The organism is Devosia salina, from assembly GCF_019504385.1.
Taxonomy (GTDB): Bacteria; Pseudomonadota; Alphaproteobacteria; order Rhizobiales; family Devosiaceae; genus Devosia; species Devosia salina.
Genome location: NZ_CP080590.1, coordinates 4,181,792 through 4,206,500, shown reverse-complemented (window position 1 = coordinate 4,206,500; position 24,709 = coordinate 4,181,792). Strand labels below are relative to the sequence as shown.

24 protein-coding genes and 1 tRNA gene are annotated in these 24,709 nt (G+C 64.8%); 7 read left to right on the top strand and 18 right to left on the bottom strand.

Annotation, left to right across the window (positions count from 1 at the left end; genetic code table 11):
* Positions 1 to 88: 88 nt before the first annotated feature.
* The 13 genes from addA to K1X15_RS20630 all read right to left on the bottom strand — a co-directional run bounded on the left by addA (position 89) and on the right by K1X15_RS20630 (position 16,046).
* The gene (addA, locus tag K1X15_RS20690; RefSeq protein ID WP_220305408.1) at positions 89 to 3,529 is read right to left on the bottom strand and encodes a double-strand break repair helicase AddA; all 3,441 of its coding nucleotides are present in this window, start codon (positions 3,527 to 3,529) and stop codon (positions 89 to 91) included.
* Positions 3,526 to 6,549 (bottom strand): double-strand break repair protein AddB, encoded by a 3,024-nt coding sequence (gene addB / locus K1X15_RS20685; RefSeq protein ID WP_220305407.1) that lies wholly within the window; start codon positions 6,547 to 6,549, stop codon positions 3,526 to 3,528. The genes addA and addB overlap by 4 nt, the downstream gene beginning before the upstream one ends.
* Positions 6,546 to 7,238: a nucleotidyltransferase family protein gene (locus tag K1X15_RS20680; RefSeq protein ID WP_220305406.1), complete on the bottom strand. Its 693-nt coding sequence runs from the start codon at positions 7,236 to 7,238 to the stop codon at positions 6,546 to 6,548. The genes addB and K1X15_RS20680 overlap by 4 nt, the downstream gene beginning before the upstream one ends.
* Positions 7,239 to 7,298: 60 nt before the next feature.
* Positions 7,299 to 8,279 carry an acetyl-CoA carboxylase, carboxyltransferase subunit beta gene (gene accD / locus K1X15_RS20675; protein WP_220305405.1) on the bottom strand — a complete coding sequence of 327 codons (981 nt, stop codon included), beginning with the start codon at positions 8,277 to 8,279 and terminating at the stop codon, positions 7,299 to 7,301.
* 113 nt (positions 8,280 to 8,392) lie between these two features.
* Positions 8,393 to 9,217: a tryptophan synthase subunit alpha gene (trpA, locus tag K1X15_RS20670; protein ID WP_220305404.1), complete on the bottom strand. Its 825-nt coding sequence runs from the start codon at positions 9,215 to 9,217 to the stop codon at positions 8,393 to 8,395.
* Positions 9,217 to 10,431, bottom strand: coding sequence for a tryptophan synthase subunit beta (gene trpB / locus K1X15_RS20665; protein WP_220305403.1), 1,215 nt, complete (start codon positions 10,429 to 10,431; stop codon positions 9,217 to 9,219). Before trpB ends, trpA begins: the two co-directional genes overlap by 1 nt.
* Positions 10,432 to 10,475: 44 nt before the next feature.
* Positions 10,476 to 11,123, bottom strand: a complete 648-nt coding sequence (locus K1X15_RS20660) for a phosphoribosylanthranilate isomerase (protein WP_220305402.1) — start codon at positions 11,121 to 11,123, stop codon at positions 10,476 to 10,478.
* A gap of 57 nt (positions 11,124 to 11,180) precedes the next feature.
* Entirely contained in the window at positions 11,181 to 11,543 is a 363-nt protein-coding gene (locus K1X15_RS20655) for a lipopolysaccharide assembly protein LapA domain-containing protein (RefSeq protein WP_220305401.1), read from the bottom strand.
* A 53-nt stretch (positions 11,544 to 11,596) separates the two neighbouring features.
* Entirely contained in the window at positions 11,597 to 11,878 is a 282-nt protein-coding gene (locus tag K1X15_RS20650; protein WP_035099264.1) for an integration host factor subunit beta, read from the bottom strand.
* A 33-nt stretch (positions 11,879 to 11,911) separates the two neighbouring features.
* The gene (gene sppA, locus K1X15_RS20645; RefSeq protein WP_220305400.1) at positions 11,912 to 12,850 is read right to left on the bottom strand and encodes a signal peptide peptidase SppA; all 939 of its coding nucleotides are present in this window, start codon (positions 12,848 to 12,850) and stop codon (positions 11,912 to 11,914) included.
* A 72-nt stretch (positions 12,851 to 12,922) separates the two neighbouring features.
* Complete coding sequence (locus tag K1X15_RS20640; RefSeq protein WP_220305399.1) at positions 12,923 to 13,435, bottom strand: GNAT family N-acetyltransferase; 513 nt, start codon at positions 13,433 to 13,435, stop codon at positions 12,923 to 12,925.
* 70 nt (positions 13,436 to 13,505) lie between these two features.
* Positions 13,506 to 15,212 carry a 30S ribosomal protein S1 gene (gene rpsA / locus K1X15_RS20635; RefSeq protein ID WP_220305398.1) on the bottom strand — a complete coding sequence of 569 codons (1,707 nt, stop codon included), beginning with the start codon at positions 15,210 to 15,212 and terminating at the stop codon, positions 13,506 to 13,508.
* A 180-nt stretch (positions 15,213 to 15,392) separates the two neighbouring features.
* The gene (locus K1X15_RS20630) at positions 15,393 to 16,046 is read right to left on the bottom strand and encodes a (d)CMP kinase (protein WP_220305397.1); all 654 of its coding nucleotides are present in this window, start codon (positions 16,044 to 16,046) and stop codon (positions 15,393 to 15,395) included.
* 229 nt (positions 16,047 to 16,275) lie between these two features.
* Between K1X15_RS20630 and K1X15_RS20625 the strand changes: the two genes are divergently transcribed.
* The 3 genes from K1X15_RS20625 (at position 16,276) to K1X15_RS20615 (ending at position 17,984) form a co-directional block, all read left to right on the top strand.
* A complete protein-coding gene (locus K1X15_RS20625; protein ID WP_220305396.1) occupies positions 16,276 to 16,674 on the top strand; it encodes a TIGR02300 family protein in 399 nt (132 codons plus the stop codon).
* A 175-nt stretch (positions 16,675 to 16,849) separates the two neighbouring features.
* Positions 16,850 to 16,925 (top strand) — tRNA-Ala (locus tag K1X15_RS20620).
* 285 nt (positions 16,926 to 17,210) lie between these two features.
* Positions 17,211 to 17,984, top strand: coding sequence for an LEM-3-like GIY-YIG domain-containing protein (locus K1X15_RS20615; protein ID WP_240549591.1), 774 nt, complete (start codon positions 17,211 to 17,213; stop codon positions 17,982 to 17,984).
* Between the two features lie 65 nt (positions 17,985 to 18,049).
* Here the strand turns inward: K1X15_RS20615 and K1X15_RS20610 are convergent, their stop codons facing one another.
* Positions 18,050 to 18,265, bottom strand: coding sequence for a hypothetical protein (locus tag K1X15_RS20610; protein WP_220305395.1), 216 nt, complete (start codon positions 18,263 to 18,265; stop codon positions 18,050 to 18,052).
* Between the two features lie 49 nt (positions 18,266 to 18,314).
* Between K1X15_RS20610 and K1X15_RS20605 the strand changes: the two genes are divergently transcribed.
* Positions 18,315 to 19,520, top strand: coding sequence for a PAN domain-containing protein (locus K1X15_RS20605; protein WP_220305394.1), 1,206 nt, complete (start codon positions 18,315 to 18,317; stop codon positions 19,518 to 19,520).
* Here K1X15_RS20605 and K1X15_RS20600 read toward each other — a convergent pair.
* Complete coding sequence (locus K1X15_RS20600; protein ID WP_220305393.1) at positions 19,501 to 19,719, bottom strand: hypothetical protein; 219 nt, start codon at positions 19,717 to 19,719, stop codon at positions 19,501 to 19,503. The two genes, K1X15_RS20605 and K1X15_RS20600, sit on opposite strands and share 20 nt — an antisense overlap.
* 197 nt (positions 19,720 to 19,916) lie before the next feature.
* Between K1X15_RS20600 and K1X15_RS20595 the strand changes: the two genes are divergently transcribed.
* The 3 genes from K1X15_RS20595 to K1X15_RS20585 all read left to right on the top strand — a co-directional run bounded on the left by K1X15_RS20595 (position 19,917) and on the right by K1X15_RS20585 (position 22,971).
* Positions 19,917 to 21,011 (top strand): winged helix-turn-helix domain-containing protein, encoded by a 1,095-nt coding sequence (locus K1X15_RS20595; RefSeq protein WP_220307646.1) that lies wholly within the window; start codon positions 19,917 to 19,919, stop codon positions 21,009 to 21,011.
* A 262-nt stretch (positions 21,012 to 21,273) separates the two neighbouring features.
* Positions 21,274 to 22,581 (top strand): nicotinate phosphoribosyltransferase, encoded by a 1,308-nt coding sequence (gene pncB / locus K1X15_RS20590; RefSeq protein WP_220305392.1) that lies wholly within the window; start codon positions 21,274 to 21,276, stop codon positions 22,579 to 22,581.
* A gap of 132 nt (positions 22,582 to 22,713) precedes the next feature.
* Entirely contained in the window at positions 22,714 to 22,971 is a 258-nt protein-coding gene (locus K1X15_RS20585; protein WP_220305391.1) for a hypothetical protein, read from the top strand.
* Positions 22,972 to 23,072: 101 nt separating this feature from the next.
* On the opposite strand, the gene K1X15_RS20580 is transcribed toward K1X15_RS20585, so the two are convergent.
* The 3 genes from K1X15_RS20580 to K1X15_RS20570 all read right to left on the bottom strand — a co-directional run bounded on the left by K1X15_RS20580 (position 23,073) and on the right by K1X15_RS20570 (position 24,626).
* The gene (locus K1X15_RS20580) at positions 23,073 to 23,333 is read right to left on the bottom strand and encodes a hypothetical protein (protein ID WP_220305390.1); all 261 of its coding nucleotides are present in this window, start codon (positions 23,331 to 23,333) and stop codon (positions 23,073 to 23,075) included.
* 97 nt (positions 23,334 to 23,430) lie between these two features.
* Positions 23,431 to 24,231: a lysophospholipid acyltransferase family protein gene (locus tag K1X15_RS20575; protein WP_220305389.1), complete on the bottom strand. Its 801-nt coding sequence runs from the start codon at positions 24,229 to 24,231 to the stop codon at positions 23,431 to 23,433.
* Complete coding sequence (locus K1X15_RS20570; RefSeq protein ID WP_220307645.1) at positions 24,228 to 24,626, bottom strand: Fur family transcriptional regulator; 399 nt, start codon at positions 24,624 to 24,626, stop codon at positions 24,228 to 24,230. Before K1X15_RS20570 ends, K1X15_RS20575 begins: the two co-directional genes overlap by 4 nt.
* Positions 24,627 to 24,709: the final 83 nt, after the last annotated feature.

The following is a 24,709-nucleotide window of genomic DNA, read 5'->3' as shown; positions in this document are numbered from 1 at the left end:
CCGGACAGCTGCAATAGATGCCCTGTCCGGAAGCGGCGGTCTGTTTGCTCCCAAAGCTGGTGAGAGTCCAGCCTTTGGGCAAGTCAGATCACCGCAGGGTGAAGTCCGCGCGGGCCTGTTCCATCAGCCCGTCCGGCAAATTCATCAACGATTCCAACTCTGTCCACAGGATTGCCGCACGCACGGGCCGTCCGGGGAAAAGCTGACCTGCAACCAACGCATACAATCCTAGCTGGGTGAGATAGTTCCCCGGCACGTCGGCGGCCCCATCGGGCACCAGCGCGTCGGATTTATAGTCCACCACCAGCACACCCGAGTCGTCAACCACCACGCGGTCCATGCGGCCGCGCAACCATACATGTTTCCCCCGCTGAATCGCCCGGACCCGGAAGGGCAGCTCGGCCCGGCTGGCGGGACCGAAGAGGTGGGCGAGTTCGGCCCGTGAGAGGATCGAGACCGCCTTGCTCACAACCCGTTCATGATCCGGCTCCTGGCCCGGCAGCAGCGCCTCGAGCGCGCGGGGCGCGACCCTCGGCCAGTCCGCCGGGGCAAGCCGGGTCAGGTGCTGCAGCAGCGCGTGCAGCGCCAGCCCCTCGCGCCGCGCCGCCTCGGCATCGCGGACCGCCTCGGCCCTGGTGTCCAGTCCGTCGCGGCGCCCCGATAATTTGGCGGCATAGGAAGGCTGTATCACCGCGGTCCCGCCGGGTGGCGGCACCGGACGCGGCTGCACCCGCTCTGGCGCTGTCGTGGCGGGCGGCGGGGCGGGACGGAAATGGGCCTGCATGGGGGCTGGAAAGACTTTTGCGACGACCTCCCCCGCCGCATCGACCACCGCGCCGGCGCGCGCCCCCAATCCGGTTTCTATGGCGTCATACCAGCTGCCCGACAGCTGGGTTTCGGCGGTCGATCCGGCCCGCAGCGGGCCGGTGACATAGAGTTCGTCCTCGGCCCGGGTCATCGCCACATAGAGCCGGCGCCAATATTCCTCGGCCAGGGTCGCGTCGATCCGGTCGCGCAGGGCCGCGGTGGCCGGCACGTGCTGGCCCCTGGAGGCCGCGTGCAGCAGAAGCGGCCCCGGCGCCTTGTCGAGCACATAGACCGGCTTGCCGGTCTGCTGGGCGCTGGGCTTGCCGGTGGCGTCGGCGAGAATGACGATGGGTGCTTCCAGCCCCTTGGCGCCATGCACGGTCATCACCCTTACGCCGCCACCGCTTTCGGCCAGTTCGCGCTTGATGGTCACGGCGCGGCGGCGCATGTCGGCGGCAAAGCCCTGAAGCGAGGGCTGGGTGCCCTGCTCATGGGCCAGGGCCAGGTCGAGCAGTTCGGAAAGCACATCGTCCACCTCGCCACCCAGCCGGGCATGGAAGCGCTGCAATCCGCCCTCGGCATAGAGCACGCCGGCCAGGAATTCGAAGGGCCGTTCCATGTCGAGCGCGGCGCGCCAGCGTCCCAGCCGTTCGGCCGCCGCCTGCGCAGCAATATCCGTCGTCGCAAACAGCGCCGACCACAGCGTTTGCCCCGGGGCCCGCGGCTGGGCCAGGGCAAACAGCTCGCTCTCGCCCAGATCGAACAGCGGCGAGCGCAGCAGGGCGGCCAGCTGCAGGTCGTCGGCCGGATTGAGCAGCACGTCGATCAGCGCCAGAAGGTCGAGCACGGCGATATGGCCGGTCACCGCCAGCCGGTCGGCGCCGGGCGTGGGCAGACCCTCGCTGCGCAAGGCGCGGATGATTTCCTGGAACAGGGCGGCGCGTTTCTGCACCAGAATGAGCACGTCGTCGGCCACCACCGGCCGGTTGCGCTCGCCCAGGATGCGGCCCTTGTCGATCCAGTCGCGGATTTCCCGGGCGATGCGCTGGGCGATCCGGCGATTGGCGCTTTGCTCGGCCTCGACCACTTCCACCGGCCATTGGCTGGTGTCGCGCGACGGTTTGTCATCCTGCACCGGCGGCCACAGGGTGACGCTGCCGCCCGCCTGGGCGCGGGCCGGCTGGTGGATGATCTTGTGGTCGGCGAGCAGGGCCTGCTGGATATCCTGGCGGTCGCAGACCAGGTCGACGGCCTCGAGAATGCTCCCCAGGGTACGGAAACTGGTGTGCAGCCTGACGCTCTCGAAGGGCTTGTCCGCGCCCGCGGCGCGCCGTGCCATATCCAGCCCGGTCTCACCGAACAGGGCCGGCTGCGCGCCCTGGAAGGAATAGATGGACTGTTTCTGGTCGCCCACCGCGAAAATAGAGCGTGGCCGGGCCACGGCGCCGGCCCCGGCGAAGAACTCCTCGGCCAGGGCTTTGACCACCCGCCATTGCTGCTCATTGGTGTCCTGGCTTTCGTCGACCAGGACATGATCGATGCCGGCATCGAGCTTGTACTGCACCCAGGGACCCAGCGCCTGGTCGGCCAGGAGATCGCCGAGCCTGTCGATGAGATCGTCGAAATCGAGCAGCGCATGACGGCGCTTTTCGGCCTCGTAGCGGGCGGCGATGGCTGCCACCACGTCGAGCACGGCCTCGCTGCGTTCGACCAGGAGGGCACCGGCCAGCTGGGCCTCCAGCGCAAAGACGCGATCGCGCTCATCTTCGAGCAGCGGCTGGAAAAGGGGCTTGTGCTTGCGCTGCTCGGCATTGAGCAGATTGGCGCGGGGGCGCTTCTCGCCGTCCTTTTCGGTGAGGAAGAGGTCGCAGATCTGGTTCGCGCTCAGCCGCTCCGGATCGAGCCGGGCGACCAGATCGATGAACCGCCTGGCCTTGGGGTCGGCATCGAAGCTGTCCATGATGTCCCGCCAGAGCGCGGGGGTCAGCGCGGTCTCGGACACGATCCGCGCCGCTATCTCGGTTGCACTGCCGATCACGCCGACTTGCGCGCGCAGGCGCGCCTTGGCGCCGGCGGGATCGGCCAGGACCGGCTTCAGGCGGGCGCCCTCGCCGAGCGCCGCGCCGATGGCCTTGGTGATGGAATCATCGCTCAGGAGCGCGAAGAGCGTCTCCACCGCCTCGGCATGGGCGCCGCCCCGGAGGCCTTCCGCGAGCACGCTTTCGCGCGCATTGAGCAGCATGCTGGCCTGTCGGTCGTCCTCGATGACGGCAAAGTCGAAGGGCACGCCGGCCTCGATGGGGAAACGGTGCAGCACCGCTTCGCAAAAGGCGTGGATGGTGAGGATGCGCAGGCCCCCCGGCGTTTCCAGCGCCCGGGCAAAGAGGGTTCGCGCCTCTTCGAGCAGGCGCGGTGCCGGCTCGTGCCCGACCAGTTCGCGGATCGTCCCGCGCAAGTCCCCAGCGTCCATCACCGCCCATTGCGCCAGCCGGTCGCCAACGCGCTTGCGCATCTCGGCGGCGGCCGCCTTGGTATAGGTGAGGCAGAGGATGGATTGCGGCTTCACCCCGGAGAGCAGCAGGCGCAGCACCCGATTGGTCAGCACGAAGGTCTTGCCCGACCCGGCATTGGCCTCCACCCAGATGGAATATCCGGGGTCGCTCGCCAGGGCCTGGCTCGCCCGGGTGTCGAAGGGGATATCGAGGTCGCCGCGATCGCTCATGGCTCGTCCTCCCCGTCCACCGCCGTCCATTCGGCGACCCGGGCCAGATGGTCATAGGCGCCGGCAAAGCGCTGGGCCTTGACCGGCAGCAGCCGCGACGGCAGCGGGGTTTCGTGCATCAGGAAATAGTCGATCTGGGCCTGCATGCGCGCGAACACGGCATCGGCCACCTCCATCACGCTCATGCCCTCGGGCAGGGCAAAGCTGCTGGAGCGGAAGGCGTCGGGCCCCAGCCCGATCTTGATATAGGTGAGCGCACTGGTATCGGCGGGGGCGATGTCCTTGAACCCGCCATGGACAGCCATCAGCGCTTCGACCGGCAATTGCGGCGCCTCGAAGGCCTTCATGGCGCCCGGGCTGGGCGGCGAGCCGGTCTTGAAATCGAGGATTTCAAGCGTCCCATTGGCGAGCCGGTCGACCCGGTCGGCCTGGCCGGTGATGGTGAAGGGCTCGACGAGCCGCAGGTCCCAGCGGCCGGAGACTTCGGCATGGCGAGCAGCCACCAGATGCGCCCGGCCCTGCTCGAACTCCAGGAATTGCGTGGCCGCGGTGGCGAAGCGCCTCAGCCAGATGTCGCGGCGCTCGCCAATGGCTTCGAGCCCGGCAAATTCCTCGGCGGCAATCGCCATCAGCCGGTTAAAGGCGTCGGGCGCGGCCGGGTCGATATTGTCGTCGACGAAGCGGGCGAAAATGGCGTGGATGATGGTGCCGCGTTCGCGCGCATCGGGGTCCTCGCCCAGCGCATCGAGTGGCTTCAACTTGAGGACGTGCTTGGCATAGAGGTCATAGGGCGAGCGCATCAGCGTCTCGATCTCGGTCACCGAGAGTTTGCGCGGACGCGCATGGACGGGCGGATTGGGTGCGGGCCGTGCGGCGGGCCGAACCGTCGCCACGGCGTCGAGCTGGCGGGCCTGGTCGATCCAGACGCGCCCCCGCGCGCGCAGCGCCTGGGCGGCCCCCTCACCCACAAAGGCATCGAGCCGCTGCACCAGGCGCGAGGGCAGGGACGGACTGGCACCCACCCGCTCGGCATAGGCCAGGATCACCTGGTGATTGCCCAGCCCTTGCGCAAAGTCGTGCGCGGCCAGTCCCTGCATGCGCTCCGGCGGTTCGAGACCGGCGCCGAGCCGCATGCCGCGGCTGAGCCAGGGGCCGGGATCGGCCGCGCCTGGCCATTTGTCCTCGTTGAGCGACGCCAGCACCAGCAGGTCCGGGCTCATCAGCCGGGCTTCGAGCTGGCCCCAGATAGCGATGTCGCTGCGTCGGTCCTCCGGCACGCGGTGGCGCACTTCGGCGCCGGTCATCAATGCTGCCAGCACGTCTTCGAGGCCGCGGGGGGCAAATCGGTGTCCCTGTCCTGCGAGCGTCCGCATGTCCTCGACCCAGGCCTGGAACGCCTCCCGGCCCGGCAGCGGCGCCTCCGGGCTGAGGGCAACAAGGCTCTGGCCCAGCGCCTCGGCCAGCTCGGACGCGGCCAGGAGCGGCGCCTGCAGGAGGACGAGGAGCGGCGCGATCGCGGCTTCCAGGCGGTCGAACAGCGCGGCGATTTCGGCGCCACGGGCCGGCGTCAGCTTGCGGGCCGGATATTTCAGTTTTCCGGCGAGATGGGCTGCCAGCATGGCGCGAAGGCCGGCCATGCCCGGGGCCGGCCGCTGGCCGCGCAACAGCCCCAGATCGATGTCGTCGGCGAGGGCCACCAGGGCGCCGCGCTCACCGTCGAGCGTGGTGGCCCGATTGCGCAGAAGCGCCAGGAGGTCCACCGGCGCGCAATTGCCACTGGCGAGGTTGAGGATCTGCCGGGCCAGGCGCCCGGCCGACGCGTGGAACAGGGGCGTGCCGGCGGCGTCGTCGACCACGATGTCGAAGCGTCTCAGTTCGGCGGCGATGCGGCGGGCCAGATTGCGGTCCGGCGTAACGATGCCCACGGTCAGTTCCCGCTCCAGCGCATCGCGACCGGCCAGGGCAATGGCACGCGCCTCCTCGTCCTCATTGCGGGCCTGGATGGTGGCGACGCCCGCCAGCGCCTCGGCGACCATTGCATCGGGCAGGCGCTGTTCGGACCACAGCGCGGTGCGGGCGGTGGGCGCGAGCGCCAGGTTGACCAGCGCGGTGCGTGGGTGGCTGGAGCGGCAGAGTTCGGTGACCTGCCCCACGCCGGCCCCGAAGCGGCGCAAGAGCTGCGCCAGGCCATATTGCGGGTGGCCATGGGGGTTGGTGGCGGGGTCGAGCAGCGCCTCGTGCATGTCCGGGCTCATGGCCATGTCGAGCCCGGGCAGCACCACGGCGCCCCGGGGCAGCTCGGCAATCGCCTTGAGCAGCCGGGCCGTGGCGGGAATCGAACCGGTCGAGCCGGCCGCAATGACGGGCCGGTCGCCGAAGAGGAAGCGGAGCGCATTGGCCTGCCGCTCGAGCCTCAGGCCCCGCAGGGACGCGGCGTCCGCCAGCTCCTGGTCCCTGAGCCAGGCCGGCCAGGCATTCAGCGCGATATCGAGGAATTGCAGCGTCTGTTGCCAGTAATTGCCCAGTTCCTGCGCCATCTCGCCGCCCAGGGCGCGGATATCGGCCGGGCTGCGCTCCTCGATGATCAGGTCGTCGATCAGCGTGCCCAGCGAATCGGCCATGGAGAAGATTTCCGCGGCCGTCGGCGGGGTCGAAAAGGCCGCGCGCCCCTCGACCGTGCTGGCCCAGCCCGCCACCAGGGCGGACAATTTCAGCCGCCGCTGCAACCGGCTGGCCGAGGCCGGCAGGGCCGGGGCCTCGAAGGGGGGCAGGAAGGGCTCTTCGTCCTCCACTTCGCCGCCAAAGGTGCGCATGTCGGGCAGGAGGCCGCTGAATTGGGGATGGGCGGCAAAGGCGTCGGCCAGCGCCTCGCGGGCGCGGCGGGTGGGCAGGATGATGGTGACGTCGCTCAGCCAGAATGGCCCGCTCCGGTCCCAGCCCCCCAGCAGGCGTCCATCCATCACCGCCTCGACGAGGCACGGCAGGAAGGGCGTATGCGGGGCGATGGAATAAAGGCTCATGCGCCCAGGGCCCGCTCGGCTGCGGCGAGGGCCTCGGGGTCGCCGACATGGAACCAGGGCGCGTCGAGCACCACGCCCTTCAGGCTCTCGCGCTCCAGCGCCGCCTCGAACAGGCGGTTGAGGGAGAAGGCGCCGTCCGGGGTCTCGTCGAACAGGCTCCGCCCCATCAGCGCCACCCCGGCATAGATTACCGGTGCGCCGTAATCGAGGGTGATGCGGCCCATGGGATCGAGGCAGAAATCATGGCTGCGGCCGAAGCCGGAGGCGCGATGCGGCTGTACGCAGAGCAGCACGATATCGTCGGTTTCGGCATGGCGCGCCTGCATGCGCTGGAGCGGCGCGTCGCTGCCCGCGGGCCAGAAGGCGTCGGTGTTCATCACGAAGAACGGGTCGGAATGCAGCATGGGCAGCGCCGCCTTCACTCCGCCGCCGGTGCCGAGCAGCTCGGCCTCGCGGTTGACCTTGAGGAGCCCGCCGAAATGGGCCAGCAATTGGTCAGCGCGGTAATGGGCATTGGCGACGAAGCGCGTCGCGCCCTCGGCCCGGGCATTGGCCATGATGCGCTCGATCAGCGGCACGCCGGCCACCGGCACCAGCGGCTTGGGCAGGGTCTCGGTCACCGGCCGCAGCCGTGTGCCGAGGCCGGCCGCCAGCAACATCACATCGGGGAATCGGGCAGTCTCTTGCATGCCCCGGATAGAACAGTTGCGGGCCGGACCTGTCCAGCCCGCAAGCGTTGTGGTGCCGGCCTATTCGGCGTGGGCAGCCGCGGCGGGTGGATCGATATCGTCATCGCCCTCGGCCGCCACGGCCGCGTCCCGCATGCTGGTTTGCGCGGTGATGGCCTTGGGGCTGAAGGCGGTGATGGCCTCATTGGGCGGCGCATTGGTCAGGATGGCCGCGAGCGAACCGATGGTCGAGCGCAGATTGTGGCGGTGCACCACCATGTCGACCATGCCGTGGCTATAGAGATATTCGGAGCGCTGGAAGCCCTTGGGCAGCTTTTCGCGGATGGTCTGCTCGATGACGCGCTGGCCGGCAAAGCCGATCAGGGCTCCTGGCTCGGCCAGATGCACGTCGCCGATCATGGCGTAGGAGGCGGTAACGCCGCCGGTGGTGGGATTGGTCAGCACCACGAAGAAGGGCAGGCCCGCTTCGCGCAGCCGCAGCACTGCCACGGTGGTGCGCGGCATCTGCATCAGGCTCAAAACGCCTTCCTGCATACGGGCGCCGCCCGAGGAGACGAAGAGCACGAAGGGGGTCTTGAGCCGGGCCGCGGTTTCCAGCCCGGTGATGATCCCCTGCCCGGCCGCCATGCCCAGCGAGCCGCCCATGAAATCGAAGTCCTGGATGGCGATTGTAACGGGACGCTCATAGAGCTTGCCGGTGGCCACGATGACGCTGTCGTCATAGCCGGTCTTGGCGCGGCTTTCGCGCAGGCGGTCGGTATAGCGCTTCTGGTCGCGGAATTTCAGCGGATCGACCGGCACGGCGGGCACCGGCACCAGGTCATACTTGCCCTCGTCGAGGAAAGTCGCCAGCCGGTCGGCGGGCTTGATCTTCATGTGATAGCCCGAATTGGGCACCACCCACTGATTGGCCTCGAGATCGCGGTAAAACACCATCTCGCCCGATTCCGGGTCCTTGACCCACAAATTCTCCGGCGTCTCCCGCTTGTTGGAGAGGAAGGAACGGATTTTGGGGCGGACGAAATTGTCGATCCAGTTCATGGCGCGGCCTTTCGCGGTGATCCAGTCAGGATCACGTAGTCGTCAATTGTGGCAAATCTTATCAGGCCCGGCGACGGGCCGCAAAGTGCGGGGCGGAGAGCCTGTGGACAGCGTTAACCCTTAGCCCGCCTGACCCCGGCAGCCAGATCGGCCACGAGGTCGCGCACGGCCGCAACCGTCCGGTCGGTGGCCTTGCCATCGTCCAGCGATCTGGCCACCGCATCGACCAGCACCGTGCCGACGACGACACCGTCCGAATGCTTGCCGATTTCGGCGGCGTCCTCGGCGGTCTTGATGCCGAAGCCCACCGCGACCGGCAGGTCGGTATGGCTCTTGATGCGCTGCACCGCCTCGCCCACGGCGGCGCGCGACTTGATCGCCGCCCCGGTAATGCCGGTCATGGAGACGTAATAGACAAAGCCCGAAGTGTTCTCGAGCACCACCGGCAGGCGCTTGTCGTCGGTGGTGGGGGTGGTCAGGCGGATGAAATTGAGCCCGGCCTTGAGCGCAGGGACGCAGAGTTCGTCATCTTCCTCGGCCGGCAGGTCGACGATGATCAGGCCATCGACGCCCGCTTCCTTGGCCGCCGCGATGAAGCGCTCGACGCCAAAGGAATAGATGGGGTTGTAATAGCCCATCATGACGATCGGGGTGGTCTCGTCCTTGCGGCGGAATTCCTCGACCATGCCGAGCACGCCGAGCAGGGTCTGGCCGGCTTTGAGCGCCCGCTGCCCTGCCATCTGGATGACGACGCCATCGGCCATGGGGTCTGAAAAGGGCAGACCCAGTTCGATCACGTCGGCCCCGGCCTGGGGCAGGGCATTCAGGATCGCCTGACTGGTGGCCAGGTCCGGGTCGCCGCCCATGACATAGGTGACCAGGGCGGGGCGGTTCTCGGCCTTGCACTGGGCAAAGCGCGTGTCGATACGGGTCGTCATTATTTCAGCAGCCCCAGATATTTACCGACGCTTTCCACGTCCTTGTCGCCGCGGCCGGAAAGGCACAGCACGATGGACTGGTCCTTGCCCATGCTGGGCGCGACCTTCATCAGCTGGGCCAGGCCATGGGCCGATTCCAGCGCGGGAATGATGCCTTCGAGCCGGGTCAGCAGCTGGAAGGCCTCCAGCGCCTCGGAGTCGGTGATCGGCGCATAGGTGACGCGCTTGCTGTCATGCAGGAAGGCATGTTCGGGGCCGACACCGGGATAGTCGAGACCGGCCGAGATGGAGTGACCTTCGAGGATCTGCCCATCGCTGTCCTGCAGCAGATAGGTGCGGTTGCCATGCAGCACGCCGGGGCGACCGCCGGTCATGGAGGCGGCGTGGCCGTTTTCGACTTCGATGCCATGGCCACCGGCCTCGGCGCCATAGAGGGCCACATCGGGATCATCGAGGAAGGCATGGAAGGTGCCGATGGCATTGGAGCCACCGCCCACGCAGGCGACCACCGCCTCGGGAAGCTTGCCCTCGGCCTCCTTGAACTGCGCCTTAAGCTCGGTGCCGATGACCGACTGGAAGTCGCGCACCATCTCCGGATAGGGATGCGGGCCGGCGGCGGTGCCGATCAGGTAATAGGTCGAATCCACATTGGTGACCCAGTCGCGCAGCGCCTCGTTCATGGCGTCCTTGAGCGTGCCGGCACCGGCGGTGACCGGCCGCACTTCGGCGCCCAGCATCTTCATGCGCAAAACATTGGGCATCTGCCGCTCGACGTCGGTGGCGCCCATGAAGATGGTGCAGGGCAGGTCGAACTTGGCGCAGACCGTGGCCGTGGCGACGCCATGCTGGCCCGCGCCGGTCTCGGCGATCACCCTTGTCTTGCCCATGCGCTTGGCCAGCAGGATCTGCCCCAGGCAATTGTTGATCTTGTGGCTGCCGGTGTGGTTGAGCTCTTCGCGCTTGAGCCACACCTTGGCGCCGCCGAGGTGCTGGGTCAGGCGCTCGGCAAAATAGAGCGGGCTGGGGCGGCCGGTATAGTGCACCGCCAGGTCCTGGAGCTCGGCCGCATAGGCCGGATCGGCCTTGGCGGCGCGATATTCCTTTTCCAGGTCCAGGATGAGCGGCATCAGCGTTTCGGCGACGAAGCGCCCGCCATAAATGCCGAACCGCCCATGCTCGTCCGGGCCGTTGCGCAGGGAATTGGTGCGGTCCATTTGGGTCCTCTCGGCGTCGCCGAGGGCAACCCGGCTTGCTGCTTCTATACGGCCGCCCGGGCGTTGCGGATGAACGCCTCGATCAGCTTTTTATCCTTGACGCCCGGCGCGCGTTCCACGCCCGAGGAGACATCCACCCCGAAAGGCTTCACCCGGGCAATGGCGTCGGCCACATTGTCCGGCGTCAGGCCCCCGGAAAGCATGAAGGGGATGGATGGGTCAAGGGCTTCGAGCAGGCCCCAGTCAAAGCTTTCGCCCAGCCCCCCCGGCCGGTCGGCACCCTTGGGCGGCTTGGCATCGAGCAGGATGCGGTCGGCGATCTCGGCGAAACCGGCCACCTGGGCCACATCGTCGGCCGAGCCGATGGGCAGGGCCTTGACGATTTCGACACCGGCTTCGGCGCGGATGGCTTCCACGCGGTGCAGGGATTCCGGGCCATGGAGCTGGATCCAGTCGGGCCCGAGGGCCGCCACTTCGGCGACGCTGGAATTGTCGGGATTGACCAGCACCACGCAGCTTTCGATCCGGCCGCGCGCCGCCGAGATCAGGCCGCCCAGCTCATCGATGGAGACGTGGCGGGGCGAGCGCGGAAAATGCATGAAACCCACCATGTCGGCGCCGGCTGCAATGGCCACGTCGAGCATGTCTTGGGTCTTGATGCCGCAGATTTTGACGATCAATGGATCGGCCATAGTCCTCAGGGGCTCAGCGGAACGGGATAAAACGGGAGAGCCGCACTGCGCCGTCCGTCATCGCAGTTCGAGCAGATCATCGACTTCACCGAGCGGCGCCGTGCCGCCCTGGCCATTGCGGCGGCGCAGGGTTTCGAGCTCCTGGCTCAGCTGCTGGGCTTCGCGCCGCCAGTGCCGTTCGCGGCGGCGGTGCGGCCCTTGTGCGAACCAGCTGGCGATGCCGCCCAGCAGCACGCCGATCAGCAGGACCACATAGAGCACCACGAAGAGCGGAATGCCATAGCCCGCAATGTCGCTGTCGAGCGGCGCGATGAAGGGATTGATATTGACGCTGACGAGCTGGCGATTGGCCAGCGCAAACACGATCAGCAATGCGCACAATGGCACCAGAACCAGCCAGCCGACTATCTTGTTGACCATAGGGGCTTTCCGTGGAGCCTGTGAAGCTCCGGTCCTTGTTCTGCCAGCGCGCTCTAGGAGCGGTTGAGCCGCTCGCGGATTTCCTTGCCGGCCTTGAACTGGGGAACGTATTTCTCCCCCACGTCAACCTGCTCGCCGGTGCGCGGATTGCGCCCGACCCGAGCCGGCCGGTTCTTTACCGAAAACGCCCCGAAACCACGCAGTTCCACGCGGTCCCCGCGCGCCATGGCATCACCGATCTCGTCCAGGATCGCATTGACGATATTTTCGATGTCACGCTGGAACAGATGCGGGTTCTCCGCGGCGAGCTTCTCGACAAGTTCAGACTTGATCATCAAAGGCTCCGGTGTCCACCCCTCGTCCCCATGTCAGGGGGTCTCAGCAACCTGCCAAAGCGAGACCAAACCGTCAAGCATCACAATAGTTTCGGCCGGCAACCCGAGGGCGCGCCGCATCGAGCTGCCCAGGAGGTCGCCGATCCAGCCCAGTTCGCTGGTTTCGACCGGCCAGGCGGTGACAATGGGCGTGTCGGGGTCGAGATCCCGTTCGGCGGCCAGCCAGGCCATGGCCTCGAATTCGCCGCCAATGGCATCGATCAGCCCGGTTTCGACGCCGATCCGGCCGGTCATGATCCGGCCATCGGCCAAAGCCAGCGTCTCGGGCCGCGTCAGCCCACGGCGCTCGGCCACGATATCGACGAACCAGGCAAAGCTGTCTTCCACCAGTTTGGTGATCGAGGCGCGCGGTGCGCCGGTCAGCGGCTCGTCATAATCCGGCTCGGCCTTGAGCGGGCCGGAGGCCACCTTGTCGAGATCGACCCCGATCGTGTCGAGCAGCTTGCCGGCATTGACATGCTGGTAGAGCACGCCGATCGATCCCACGATCGAGAGGCGCCGGGCAAAGATGCGATCGGTGGCTATGGCGGTCATATAGGCAGCCGAGGCCCCCAGCTCGTCGATGGTGGAGACCACGGGCTTGGCGGCGGAGAGCCGCCTGAGGTCCTCGTAGAGTTCCTCGCCCCCGGCCGTGGTGCCGCCGGGGGAGTTGATGGCGACGATGACGGCCTTGACCGCGTCGTCCTCGATCAGGGCATCGATGGTCTTCGAGCGCCCCGGATCGGTCGTGATGGTCCCGGAAATGATCAGCCGCGCGACATGCTCGCCCTGGGCCGGGTTGGGCCAGGCGAACCGCCCCAGCAGCGCCAGGATGGCGATCACGACCGCCACGAGGGCCAGGATGCGCCAGAGGCCGCGCGACCGGCGATAGCGGTCGGCGGCGAGATATTCATGCGGGGTCGGGTCGGTCACGGACGGGTCTCCACTCTTGCCTAGGAGGTAGCCCGATGTCCGGGCGTTGGCAACAAGCCCCCATGCGTGGCGCTAGCGCAGCGGCTTGAACATATAGCGCGCGGCCTGCTCATAGGCGGCGAGCTTGCCGGCCAGCTCGGGCCGGTCCTCGACGGCAAAGCCGTGCTTCTCCCAGAAGCCGAGCGAGCCGTTGACGGCCACCAGGCTCATGCTGGGATAGCCCATGGCCAGGGCATGCTTGGTGAGGGCCGCAACGATCTGGCGGGCGGCGCCGACCCCGCGGGTCAGCGGCAGCAGCGCCAGGTCGTGAATATAATAGGTATCGGCATCGGCCGGGATGGCGCCCAGCATCGTATCGAGGGCGGGCAGGCTACCCCGTGTCCAGGGGTGGCTCAGCACATAGCCGGCCGGCTTTTCCGAGACTTCAAGCAGGTAGCAGCCATTGCGGTAGAGTTCGAACTTCTCGGCCAGCACCGCCTCGGCCTCGAAGAAGCCCGGATGCACGCGATTGGCGATCTCGAACACGGCGCCGAAATCATAACCGCTCATGGCCCGCCAGGCGACATCGCGGAACTGGATCATCATCCAACCTCTTCACACGAAACGACCCGCACCAATTGGCGCGGGTCGCACATTTGCCAGAAGCGCGGGACGCTTACTTCTCGTCGCGACCCTTGAGGGCAGCGCCCAGGATGTCGCCGAGCGAAGCGCCCGAGTCCGACGAACCGAAATTGGCCACGGCCTCACGTTCCTCGGCGATTTCGAGCGCCTTGATCGAGAGCTGGATGCGGCCGGTCTTGCGGTCGTACTGGGTGACGCGGGCATCGACCTTGTCGCCCTTGGCGAAGCGCTCGGGGCGCTGGTCGTTGCGGTCGCGGCTGAGGTCGGCGCGGCGGATGAAGGCGGTCACGTCGCTGTCGGCGATGCGCACTTCGATACCGCCATCGTTGACTTCAACGACTTCGGTGGTGACCACGGCGTTCTTGCGCAGGCCCGAACCATCGGTGGAACCGGTATCGGCCAGGTCATCGGCAGCGAGCTGCTTGATGCCGAGCGAGATACGTTCCTTCTCGACATCGACGTCGAGAACCTTGGCCTTGACCATGTCGCCACGGTTGTAGTCGTCGAGAGCGACTTCGCCCGACTTCTGCCAATCGAGGTCGGAGAGGTGAACCATGCCGTCCACATCGCCTTCGAGACCAATGAACAGGCCGAATTCGGTCTTGTTCTTGACTTCGCCTTCGATGGTGGAGCCGACCGGGTTCTTCTCGGCAAAGGCTTCCCACGGGTTCTGCAGGGTCTGCTTGAGGCCCAGCGAGATGCGGCGCTTGTCCGGATCGACTTCGAGCACGACGACGTCGACTTCCTGGGAGGTCGAGACGATCTTGCCCGGATGGACGTTCTTCTTGGTCCAGCTCATTTCCGAGACGTGGATCAGGCCTTCGATGCCCGGCTCGAGCTCGACGAAGGCACCGTAGTCGGTGATGTTGGTCACGCGGCCGGTGAACTTGGCGCCGATCGGATACTTGGCCTCGATGCCTTCCCACGGATCGGCCTGGAGCTGCTTCATGCCCAGGCTGATGCGGTGGCTCTCGTGGTTGATGCGCACGATCTGGACCTTGATGGTCTCGCCGATGGTGAGCACTTCGGACGGGTGGTTGACGCGGCGCCAGGCAATGTCGGTGACATGCAGGAGGCCGTCGATACCGCCCAAGTCAACGAACGCACCGTAATCGGTGATGTTCTTGACCACGCCATCGACCACCTGGCCCTCTTCGAGCTGCTGGACGATTTCCGAACGCTGTTCGGCGCGCGATTCTTCGAGAATGGCACGGCGCGAGACGACGATATTGCCGCGACGCTTGTCCATCTTGAGGATCTGGAAGGGCTGCGGCACATTCATGAGCGGGGCGATATCGCGGATCGGACGGATGTCGACCTGCGAACGCGGCAGGAAGGCCACGGCGCCTTCGAGATCAACGGTGAAGCCACCCTTGACCTGGTTGAAGATGGTGCCTTCAACGCGCTCATTGGCGTTGTACTTCTCTTCGAGCTTGACCCAGCTCTCTTCGCGGCGGGCCTTTTCGCGGCTGAGGACGGCCTCGCCGGCGGCGTTCTCGACGCGGTCGACATAGACCTCGACTTCCGAACCCACGGTGATGGTGCCGTCGCGGCCGGCCTGGCCGAATTCCTTGAGCGGGACGCGGCCTTCGGTCTTGAGACCGACGTCAACAATGGCCAGGTCCTTTTCGATGGCCACGACCTTGCCCTTGACGACGGTGCCTTCGGCGGCATCGTTGTCGACAAAGGAGTCGAGAAGCATCGATTCAAAATCGTCTTTCGTCACAGTCTGCTGTGCCAAATCATTTCTCCGGTGCACCGGTGGTTGAGGTTTGCTGATCCTTGGCCGAACACAGGTCCGCTTCGGCAAATGCCGAAGCCGGCGCACGGAGCACCGGTTCTCTGCCAGGACGATTGGGTATTTCAAGTTCCGGGCCAGCGCCTGGGTGACTGATGACGCGGACGGGTGCCAAGGTGGAAATTAGGAGGACGTCTGTCCCCCTGCCTTGAGCGCCATGGTCCGGTCGACAATCGCGATGGCAGCGCGGAGTGCGGCCTCTATACCGAGTTGTGTGGTATCGAGCAAGTGCGCATCGGCGGCCTGGTAGAAGCCGCCATTGGGATTGAGCATGTCGCGGGCGTCGCGTTCCTCGATCTGGTGGAAGAGCGCATAGCGGTCCACCTCGACACCGCGCGCCTCCAATTGCCGCGCCCGGCGCTCCATGCGCGCCTTGCTGTCGGCCTGGATGAACAGTTTCACATCGGCATCGGGACAGATCTTGGTGCCGATGTCGCGCCCGTCCAGCACCGCACCGCCGGGCTGGGTGGCAAAATTGCGCTGGAAGTCGAACAGGGCCGAGCGCACCTCGGCAATGACGGCGACCTTGGAGGCCAGCACGCCGGTATCGGCCGAGGTCAGGCTGGCAAGGTCCTCGAGATGTTCGGCATCGAGCGCCCGCGCCGCGGCGATGGCAGCGGCCTCGAAACCGGGCGTGTCCACCCCGTCGGCCACCGCCAGGCCCACGGCGCGATAGAGCAGGCCGGTGTCGAGATGGGGCAGGCCATAATGCTGCGCCAGGCCGGCGGCCAGCGTCCCCTTGCCCGATGCGGCGGGTCCATCGACGGCGATGATCATGGGCTCGGTCCCTTTCGTCCCGGTGGGTCTCAAGCCGATAGCGGTGCCGGGCAGGCAGGGCAAGGGGCGGCGCCATATTGGCCGGGAAAGTCCGGGAATGGCGTCCCCGGGCCGCATCACCGCATTTTGCGTTTGACAGGGCCCGGCTTTGCCCATAACCGGACTGACCGAAATGGGCGCATGCGGCATAGGGCGCCCGATATTCTCCTTTTTCGAGAAGGCATGAGAGATGGCCAACGAACGCGGTACCAAGCGGACCGATCCCGATACCGGCAAGAAATTCTACGACCTCAACATGGACCCGATCGTCTCGCCCTATACCGGCAAGAGCTATCCGCGGTCCTTCTTCGAGCAGCTCACCGGCAAGGCCGGCCCCGCCACGGCCCGCAAGATCGATGACGAGGACGAGACCGAAGAAGAAGACGAGGTCGAGGATACCGCAGCGCCCGAGATCGTCAGCCTCGAAGAGGCCGACGCCGAAGAGAGTGGCGACGAGGTTCCTGATGACGTGGAAGATGTCGAGGTCGACGAAGAGCTCGGCGACGACGAGGACGACGTGTTCCTCGAAGAGGACGAAGACGAGGACGACAGCCTCGGCTTTGACGTCGGCGACGACGAAGACCGTTGATCTGATTGAACTTTTCCCGCCGGAAGGGGTTTTCCTCCGGCGGGATAAAAAAGTGTCATTTAGGCACTTGCGCCGCGCGGAATGATCCAATAGGTTCCGCCTCGCTTCGGACGGGCAGCGCCCCGGACGAACCCAAAACACTCGACAGGGCCTGCGTTTCGCCCCCTGTCCGGATGGGGCCATAGCTCAGCTGGGAGAGCGCTTGCATGGCATGCAAGAGGTCAGCGGTTCGATCCCGCTTGGCTCCACCAAATCCATTTTCTTGGAAAAAGCACAGCGAAATCAGTGGGTTATGTACCTGCTTGAATTGATTGCGTACCCCGCTGCGTACCCCAAGTGCGTACCCCTTTCGCGCCGTTGAGGGCGACAAGATCATGTACTTTGTCCGCAAAGCTGCTTGGGCCCCGCCCAGTTCGGACCAAGCATTCAGACCAACTCCCGCCATTCACTCGGTCGTGCCGCGCTGCGGTCCTGACATTGATTGTCGGCGTTTCGCCTCATAGAGGATAGATCGCTATCTCTGGAGGCCGCAAATCGTGCTGCACAACCGTTTCCCCGAAGAAGTCTGTCAGAAGCTCGGAAACTACGTCTATCGACTGATCGACCCGCGCAATGGTGAAACATTCTACGTGGGGAAGGGCAAAAACAACCGAGTGTTCGATCACGCCGCTGGCCTGCCGGAAGTTGCGGACGATGCTGACCAGAACATGGGCGCCAAGCTAGATCGCATCAGGGCGATCAAGAACTCCGGGCTTGAGGTCATCCATGTCATTCACCGGCATGAGATACCGGACGATTCGGTCTTCGAGGTTGAGGCGGCACTGATCGACGCCTATCCCGGCCTCACGAACACGCAAGGTGGGCATGCAAGCAGTTCCCGAGGCCCGATGAACCATGTCGAATTGATCGACAAGTACAGCCTTCCGGAGTTTCCCGAGAACCCCGAACACGCTCTTGTGCTCATCAACATCAATAAGCTGGAGGACCGTTATGACCGCCGCGCCATCTACAATCTGGTGCGCTATTGCTGGCGCGTCTCCAAGGAGCGTGTGGAGAGGGCTGAATACGTTCTTGCGGTGGTACGCGGCGTTGTTGTGGGAGCCTTCAAGCCGACACAGTGGATGAACGCCACGCCAGAAAACTTCCCCGACATTCCCTATGCCGATGGTCTGGAGAGCCACCGTATTGGCTTTGTTGGCGAGGAAGCGCCGCGAGCGATTTGGGATTTGTACGCTGGGCAACGTGGCAAGCGCGTCGCCAATCCCAGCCTCAAGCATGTTCAGAACCCCATCCGTTTCTGGAAATGCTAGTCTCGCCTTAGCGCGAAGGGCCCCGCCGGCACCCCCTAAGGGACACCGGCAGGGCCGCATTTGCCTTACTGTAGGATCGACGTGGGCATGGGGCTCCAGCTACCGAGGCCGATGCCCGTGCCGTTCAACTGCATATCGTTCCGCTGGCTGCTGATCTTGTCCAACTCCTCCTGGACCTTCTCAGGGGTCAGTTCGCGGAGGATGCGGTCGCGCTCGATGCGCTCGTTGAGGGTCCTCTCCTTGGTCGGCAATAGCACCAGAAAGAGCCTTAGCAACAACATTCTTGTGCTCCGCCACTGCGGCCGACTAATGTGCCTATGAGGGGGCAACATGCGACAGTCACTTGGTTTTTTGGCAACGCTGATAACGGTCGTGGTGATGCTGGTGCCCACGTCCTTGGCCGACGAACAGATCGGCGTATTCCGTATCTTTGACAGTCACCCGAACGTTGTTGTCCTCGACGGCGAAATCGGGATCAACACTCCGCTTGAGTTCAGACGGGCATTAGCCGCAAGGCCCGAGGCCACCGTCGTCGTGCTGAACAGCCCTGGCGGTCTTGTAGCAAGTGGGCTCATTCTGGCGAATGACATTCATGACCGCGGCTTGGCGACAACGATACCCGAAGGTGCCGGGTGCTACTCAGCATGCGCGTTCGTGTTTTTCGCGGGTGCCGAGCGCTTGGTGGAGGGTGAGCTTGGTGTCCACCAGATGTACGGAACCAACGACACCTCGGGTGTCCAGGCTCGTGTTTCAGACATTATCGAGGCCCTTGAGCAGTTCGGGACACCGACGGCCGTGGTCACGCGCATGTTCAGAACACCGAGCGACGACATGTATGTGTTTTCTCTGGGCGAAATCGACAGCCTCGCCATAAATGTGTTGGGTCCATCGGTGATGGCGGACCTAAGCGGCCTCGGCCTAGTCTCTCCTGCGTTCGGTACTGAAAATGCGCCTATGACCGCTACCTCGGCTCCTACTGAAGCAGAGCCGAATGGTGGCCTGAGGTTGGCGCTCTACGGCGGCCTCGATTTCTATGGGTCTGACGTTTCATCCCAACGCACGAAAGATGCCGTCGAGTGCGCTTCTATGTGCCTCTACGACGACCGATGCCTTGCCTTCACCTTCAACGCCAATCCCAGTGTCACTCGTGGGCCGAATTGCTTCTTGAAGGGGGGCATTGAGCGACTTGAGGCGTATGCAGACGCCATGTCGGGTATTTTTCTGTTCCCCGAAGATGGCGACGCGATCACTTACTCAATTGGCGCGATCGATCCGACACAGGATGTATTGCCACGCCAAGGCCTGAGTGGTCGCGATTTCAACACTTCACCGGAGCGCGGTATCTCGTCGCCCGGTGCATGTCGGATGGCTTGTGTGGATGACAATGCGTGCCGCGCGTTCACGTACGACTCGCGGCTCAAGCAGTGCTACCTGAAACACAATGTGGGTACGGCCTTTGCCTCCACCAACTTGACCAGCGGGATCAAACGAGGGGCAACCTTTCCGCCTATCGACGTTATCGATCTGTCCGAGTAATCGAACCGGTGGTGGTTTCGTCCACCGCGTCGAGATTGGCCGCGAACTCGCGCTGCGCCACCAAGAGCTTACGTTGCCACTCGCAGGGGTACTCACTGCTCATCTCTCCGGCACAAACTGGTTTCTTGGCCTTCATCTCGACGGCGCTCACCGAGACCAAGCTCAGGGCTGTCAGCAGTCCGACTATTGCGATGCGCATGGGTAGCCTTAGGGATTAGTTAACCAATCATCGATGCGCCGGGTAAAGAAATCCTTAACGTCAAAGCTGCGCTGACCGATCGCTCCTGACCCCGTTTGACACGCTCCCCTGATCTGACATCGTCTGTCAGACCTCAGGAATCACCCGTGCCGCGCAAACCGATCACCCTTTCCCCCGCCCAGGCCCGCGCCATCTGGATGCGCGCGCAGCGCCTTGATGAGATCGAACCTTTCGGGTCCGGCCCCGATGCGGTTGAGGCGGCGGTTCAGCAATTGGGCTATGTGCAGATCGATACCATCCATGTGATCGAGCGCTGTCACCACCACATCCTCTATTCGCGCATTCCGGCCTATAGGCGCAACGATCTCGCCCATCTGCAATCGGCCCGGAAATCGGTGTTCGAATATTGGACCCATGCCCTGAGCTATGTGCCGAGTGCCGACCTCCCCTATTTTGTCCCCGCCATGAAGGCTTATCGGGACAATCCCAGCGCCTGGTTCGGCTCGGTGACCAAAGAAGAGGTCAGCGCCATGACACGGCGCCTCAAGACCGAGGGGCCCCTCTCCATCCGCGACATCGACGATGACGAACTGGTGGACAAGACCCATCCCTGGGCCAGTCGCAAGCCGAGCAAGCGGGTGCTGCAGCTGATGTTCTATCAGGGCCTTGTGGCAATCTCCGCGCGCGAGGGCATGGTCAAGACCTATGACCTGATCGGCCGCCATTTCGGCTGGGAGAAGAGCCCCCGCCCGGCCAGCGAAAGGCAGGTCACGGCCTATCTGCTCGACCGGGCGCTGCGCAGCCAGGGGGTGGTGAGTCTGGATTCCATCTGCCATCTCAACGCCCCGGCCAAGAAGGCGGCGCGGGAATTGATCGAGGCGCGGGTCAAGCGCCGCCAGCTCGTCCCCGTCACCATCGAGGGTGCCGAAAAAGTGCCGCACTGGACGACGCGGGAGGCGCTTGAAACCGTGGCGTCGGCGCCCGCCAATCGGGTCCATATCCTCTCGCCCTTCGACCCACTGATCATCCAGCGCAAGCGTCTCAAATTGCTGTTCGGCTACGACCACATTTTTGAAGCCTATGTGCCCGCCGCAAAACGCCAATATGGCTATTTCGCCCTGCCGGTGCTGGTCGATGACAGGGTCGTCGCCGCCGTGGATATGAAGACCGACCGGCAGGCGGGCAAGCTGCTGGTGCAGAAATGGACCTGGCTCGAGGATATCGGGGCCGAGGCGAAAGCGGCGATTGATGCGGAGCTGGGCCGGTTCGAGCGGTTTCAAATGGGAGTGTAAACGCTACGCAAATCAGAGAAGCCGGCAGGATGCTCGATGCGGCTCCCTCCCCCTCGCGGGGAGGGATGGGGTGGGGGGCCAACTGGTCAAATGTCCGATCAGGCCACCAGTGCGCAGCGCACCCCCACCCATCCTCCCCCGTCAAGGGAGAGGCGTTATTCCGGTGCCCGTGACGCAATCGGTTCCGAACCCTTTGGCCGCAACCCGGCTTTCCTTTGTTTGCCGCATCGCGTTACAAACCTGCCGCGCATTGGGGACACACATGGCCACCTATACCGATATTGCCCGGCGGGTTTACAACCACACCTTCAAGCTCGATCCGATCATCCGGAGCCTGCTCGATACGGACTTCTACAAGCTCCTGATGCTGCAGATGATCTGGGGGCTCTATCCCAAGGTCGAGGCCACGTTCAGCCTGATCAACCGCACCACTTCGGTCCACCTGGCCGACGAAATCGACATCGACGAGTTGCGCGCCCAGCTCGATCATTGCCGGACGCTACGCTTTTCGAAGAAGGAGATGATCTGGCTGGCCGGTAACACCTTTTATGGCTCCAAGCAGATCTTCCAGCCCGGCTTCCTGCGCTGGCTCGAAAACTTCCAGCTCCCCGACTACCGGCTCGAGAAGCGCGATGGCCAGTTCGTGCTGGAATTTCCCGGCCTTTGGGTGGAAACCACCATGTGGGAAATCCCGGCCCTCGCCATCATCAACGAGCTGCGCTCCCGCGCCGCCATGAAGCGCTATGGCCCCTTCACGCTCGACGTGCTCTATGCCCGCGCCAAGGCCAGGATGTGGGAAAAGGTGGAACGGCTGGCCAAGCTGCCGGACCTGAAAATCTCCGATTTCGGCACAAGACGCCGGCATTCCTTCCTCTGGCAGCGCTGGTGCGTCGAAGCCCTCAAGGAAGGCATCGGCGCCAATATGACCGGCACGTCCAATGTCAAGCTGGCCATGGACAACGACCTCGAGGCCCTGGGCACCAATGCCCATGAACTGCCCATGGTGCTGGCGGCGCTGGCCCGATCCGACCAGGAATTGCGCGAGGCCCCCTACCGGGTGCTGCAGGACTGGAAGAGCTATTATGGCGGCAATCTGCTCATCGTGCTGCCCGACGCGTTCGGCACCGACGCCTTTTTACGCGACGCCCCCGATTGGGTGGCCGACTGGACCGGGTTCCGCCCCGACAGCGCCCCGGCCATCGAGGGCGGTGAGAAGATCATCGACTTCTGGCGCGCCCGCGGCCGCGACCCGAAGGAAAAACTGCTGATCTTCTCCGACGGGCTCGATGTTGACATGATCGAGGAGGCGTATCTCCATTTCGATGGCAAGGTGCGGATGAGCTTTGGCTGGGGCACCAATCTCACCAATGATTTCGAGGGCTGCGCGCCGGAGCCCAATCCGGGCCTCAGGCCCATTTCCATCGTCGCCAAGGTTTCCGAGGCCAATGGCCGCCCGGCGGTCAAGCTCTCGGACAATCCGGCCAAGGCCACGGGTGACAAATCAGAGATCGCGCGCTATCTGCGCATTTTCGGCAATGCGGGCATGGTGGAACACGCCGTCCGCGTCTAGCGCCCGGCCGTCCGGCCGGCAGCCATCACAAATATAGTCGTCCCTGTGGAGAACCCAGCGGGGGACGACCGCGTTAAGGCTCGATGAACCATCCGGCGCCAGTTTGGCCACGGGGGCTCTACGGAGCCAGTTATGAGTCTGGAATTGATCGATATTGCCCTGGCCGAGCGCCACCCTCACCCCACCCTGGCCGAACGGGTCACCGGAAAGGTCCGCGCCGTCCTGACCGAAACCATTGGCGGCCGGGATGTCCGCCACGAAATCATCGTGCCGGTCTGGATGGATGTGCATGACGGGATGAATGATGACGACATCGAACTGGGCCTGATGGTCAAGGCCGCCGATATCGTGGGCCGCCTCAAGCAGCATATGGGGCCGCTGGCCGGCTAGAGCGCATTCAGCAAAAGTGGACACCACTTTTGCGGTTCGAAAGCGTGACAAAACAAGGAGAATTGAGCTCCCGTTCTGAGTCTGTCAGAACGGGAATGGCTCTAGTTCCGGATGGCGTTGATGGCGCGGACGCGGCGCATCTCTTCGATGAACCTGCGCTGGATGTCGGTCAGGTCACGCTGGTCGGGATCGACGAGCGGCCGGGTCTGGACCGGTGCGCTGCGGTGCCGCCAGGCCGAACCGGTTGCATAGGCCCGCGCCCGCGCGTTCAACCGCGCGTCGTTCTGGCGGCGTTCGTCCCGCACGAACCAGACGATGGTCGCCGCGACGATGATCCATATTGCCACCAGTTCCCAGGCCATGACCGCCTCCGTTTTCGACGGGGCAGTCATAGCTAACGATCCGTTAATGGGAAAAGCCGGATCGCCTGTTAGGCTTAACGGGTAAAGTTGCGCCTATTCATGCGGCCGGATTGACCGAGCCGCCGCGATTGAGCGCTACCAGCATGGCGCGCACCTGGTTCTCGGCGGCCTTGCTCACCGCCTTGCGGTTGTCACCCTCATTGAGCGGCATGGGCGTGCCGAAGGCCACGGTGACGTCCTTGACCGGGCCCGAGAGGATTTCGCGGATGTTCTGCTTGACCGATTTGGACTTGATCCAGGCGATCAGCGAGCGCTCGTTGCGGCTCACCGGCAGGCCCTGCAGCCTGGTATAGGCAATGGTCAGGGGCTGGATCATCACGTCCTTGGCGCCCGCCTCGATCATGGCGTGCTGGGCCGCCCCGATCAGGGCGGAGCGGAAGGGCAGCACATGGGTGCCGATATCGGACTGGCCCTCGGCAAACAGCAGCACGGCATTGTTGCCGGCCATGTGCTGGCCCATGGCCTCGGCCGTGCGCCCGGCATCGGAGCGCCGCGTGCGGTCGACATAGATGGTGCGCTGCAGGTCGGCCATCATCCCCACGAACGGCCATTTGCCCACTTCGCGCTTGGCCACGAAGGTGACATCGGCCACCGAGCCGATGGCGACGATGTCGGTCCACGAAACGTGGTTCGAGACGAGAAGGGTGGGCCGCCCGGTGGAGGGCCGGCCGATGACGGTCACCCGCAGGCCCAGAAAGACGCAGCCCACCTTGTGGAAGAGGCGCGGCAGCACATTCCAGAACGGCAGCTTGAGCAGCAGCACCAGCGCCTGGAGCGGAATGACCACGATCAGAAAAGGCACGAAGACGAACAGGAAGAACAGCGTCCTGAAGATCATTTGGTCGGCACGTCCTTGTTGGCCTTGTCGTTGAGCGGCACCGCATAAAGTTCAAGGCGATGATCGACAAGCCTGTAACCAAGGCGCTTGGCGATCACTTCCTGAATGGCCTCGATCTCCTCGTTGCGGAACTCGATGACCTTGCCCGTGCGAATGTCGATCAGGTGGTCGTGGTGCTCGTCCGGGATCAGCTCGAAGCGCGCGCGGCCATCCTTGAAATCATGCTTGGTCACCAGCCCCGCCTCCTCGAAGAGATTGACGGTGCGATAGACGGTGGACAGCGAGATGCGCGGGTCGACCGCCGAGGCACGCCGGTAGAGCTCTTCCACGTCGGGGTGGTCGGAACTGTCCTCGATAACCCTGGCAATGATGCGCCGCTGGTCGGTCATGCGCATGCCGCGCGCCACGCAGGCTTCTTCCAGGGTGGGGTCGGAAGGGTTCCTGTTCACGCCGTCGCTCCCTGCCCGTTTGCGTTGGA

What these genes read in the sequence shown, in the direction of transcription:
- addA (WP_220305408.1), bottom strand. Translation starts at nt 3,529, where the DNA reads ATGAGCGATCGCGGCGACCTCGATATCCCCTTCGACACCCGGGCGAGC.
- addB (WP_220305407.1), bottom strand. Translation starts at nt 6,549, where the DNA reads ATGAGCCTTTATTCCATCGCCCCGCATACGCCCTTCCTGCCGTGCCTC.
- K1X15_RS20680 (WP_220305406.1), bottom strand. Translation starts at nt 7,238, where the DNA reads ATGCAAGAGACTGCCCGATTCCCCGATGTGATGTTGCTGGCGGCCGGC.
- accD (WP_220305405.1), bottom strand. Translation starts at nt 8,279, where the DNA reads ATGAACTGGATCGACAATTTCGTCCGCCCCAAAATCCGTTCCTTCCTC.
- trpA (WP_220305404.1), bottom strand. Translation starts at nt 9,217, where the DNA reads ATGACGACCCGTATCGACACGCGCTTTGCCCAGTGCAAGGCCGAGAAC.
- trpB (WP_220305403.1), bottom strand. Translation starts at nt 10,431, where the DNA reads ATGGACCGCACCAATTCCCTGCGCAACGGCCCGGACGAGCATGGGCGG.
- K1X15_RS20660 (WP_220305402.1), bottom strand. Translation starts at nt 11,123, where the DNA reads ATGGCCGATCCATTGATCGTCAAAATCTGCGGCATCAAGACCCAAGAC.
- K1X15_RS20655 (WP_220305401.1), bottom strand. Translation starts at nt 11,543, where the DNA reads ATGGTCAACAAGATAGTCGGCTGGCTGGTTCTGGTGCCATTGTGCGCA.
- K1X15_RS20650 (WP_035099264.1), bottom strand. Translation starts at nt 11,878, where the DNA reads ATGATCAAGTCTGAACTTGTCGAGAAGCTCGCCGCGGAGAACCCGCAT.
- K1X15_RS20640 (WP_220305399.1), bottom strand. Translation starts at nt 13,435, where the DNA reads ATGATGATCCAGTTCCGCGATGTCGCCTGGCGGGCCATGAGCGGTTAT.
- K1X15_RS20630 (WP_220305397.1), bottom strand. Translation starts at nt 16,046, where the DNA reads ATGATCATCGCCGTCGATGGACCCGCCGCATCGGGCAAGGGGACGCTG.
- K1X15_RS20625 (WP_220305396.1), top strand. Translation starts at nt 16,276, where the DNA reads ATGGCCAACGAACGCGGTACCAAGCGGACCGATCCCGATACCGGCAAG.
- K1X15_RS20610 (WP_220305395.1), bottom strand. Translation starts at nt 18,265, where the DNA reads ATGTTGTTGCTAAGGCTCTTTCTGGTGCTATTGCCGACCAAGGAGAGG.
- K1X15_RS20605 (WP_220305394.1), top strand. Translation starts at nt 18,315, where the DNA reads ATGCGACAGTCACTTGGTTTTTTGGCAACGCTGATAACGGTCGTGGTG.
- K1X15_RS20600 (WP_220305393.1), bottom strand. Translation starts at nt 19,719, where the DNA reads ATGCGCATCGCAATAGTCGGACTGCTGACAGCCCTGAGCTTGGTCTCG.
- K1X15_RS20595 (WP_220307646.1), top strand. Translation starts at nt 19,917, where the DNA reads ATGCGCGCGCAGCGCCTTGATGAGATCGAACCTTTCGGGTCCGGCCCC.
- pncB (WP_220305392.1), top strand. Translation starts at nt 21,274, where the DNA reads ATGGCCACCTATACCGATATTGCCCGGCGGGTTTACAACCACACCTTC.
- K1X15_RS20585 (WP_220305391.1), top strand. Translation starts at nt 22,714, where the DNA reads ATGAGTCTGGAATTGATCGATATTGCCCTGGCCGAGCGCCACCCTCAC.
- K1X15_RS20580 (WP_220305390.1), bottom strand. Translation starts at nt 23,333, where the DNA reads ATGGCCTGGGAACTGGTGGCAATATGGATCATCGTCGCGGCGACCATC.
- K1X15_RS20575 (WP_220305389.1), bottom strand. Translation starts at nt 24,231, where the DNA reads ATGATCTTCAGGACGCTGTTCTTCCTGTTCGTCTTCGTGCCTTTTCTG.
- K1X15_RS20570 (WP_220307645.1), bottom strand. Translation starts at nt 24,626, where the DNA reads ATGCGCATGACCGACCAGCGGCGCATCATTGCCAGGGTTATCGAGGAC.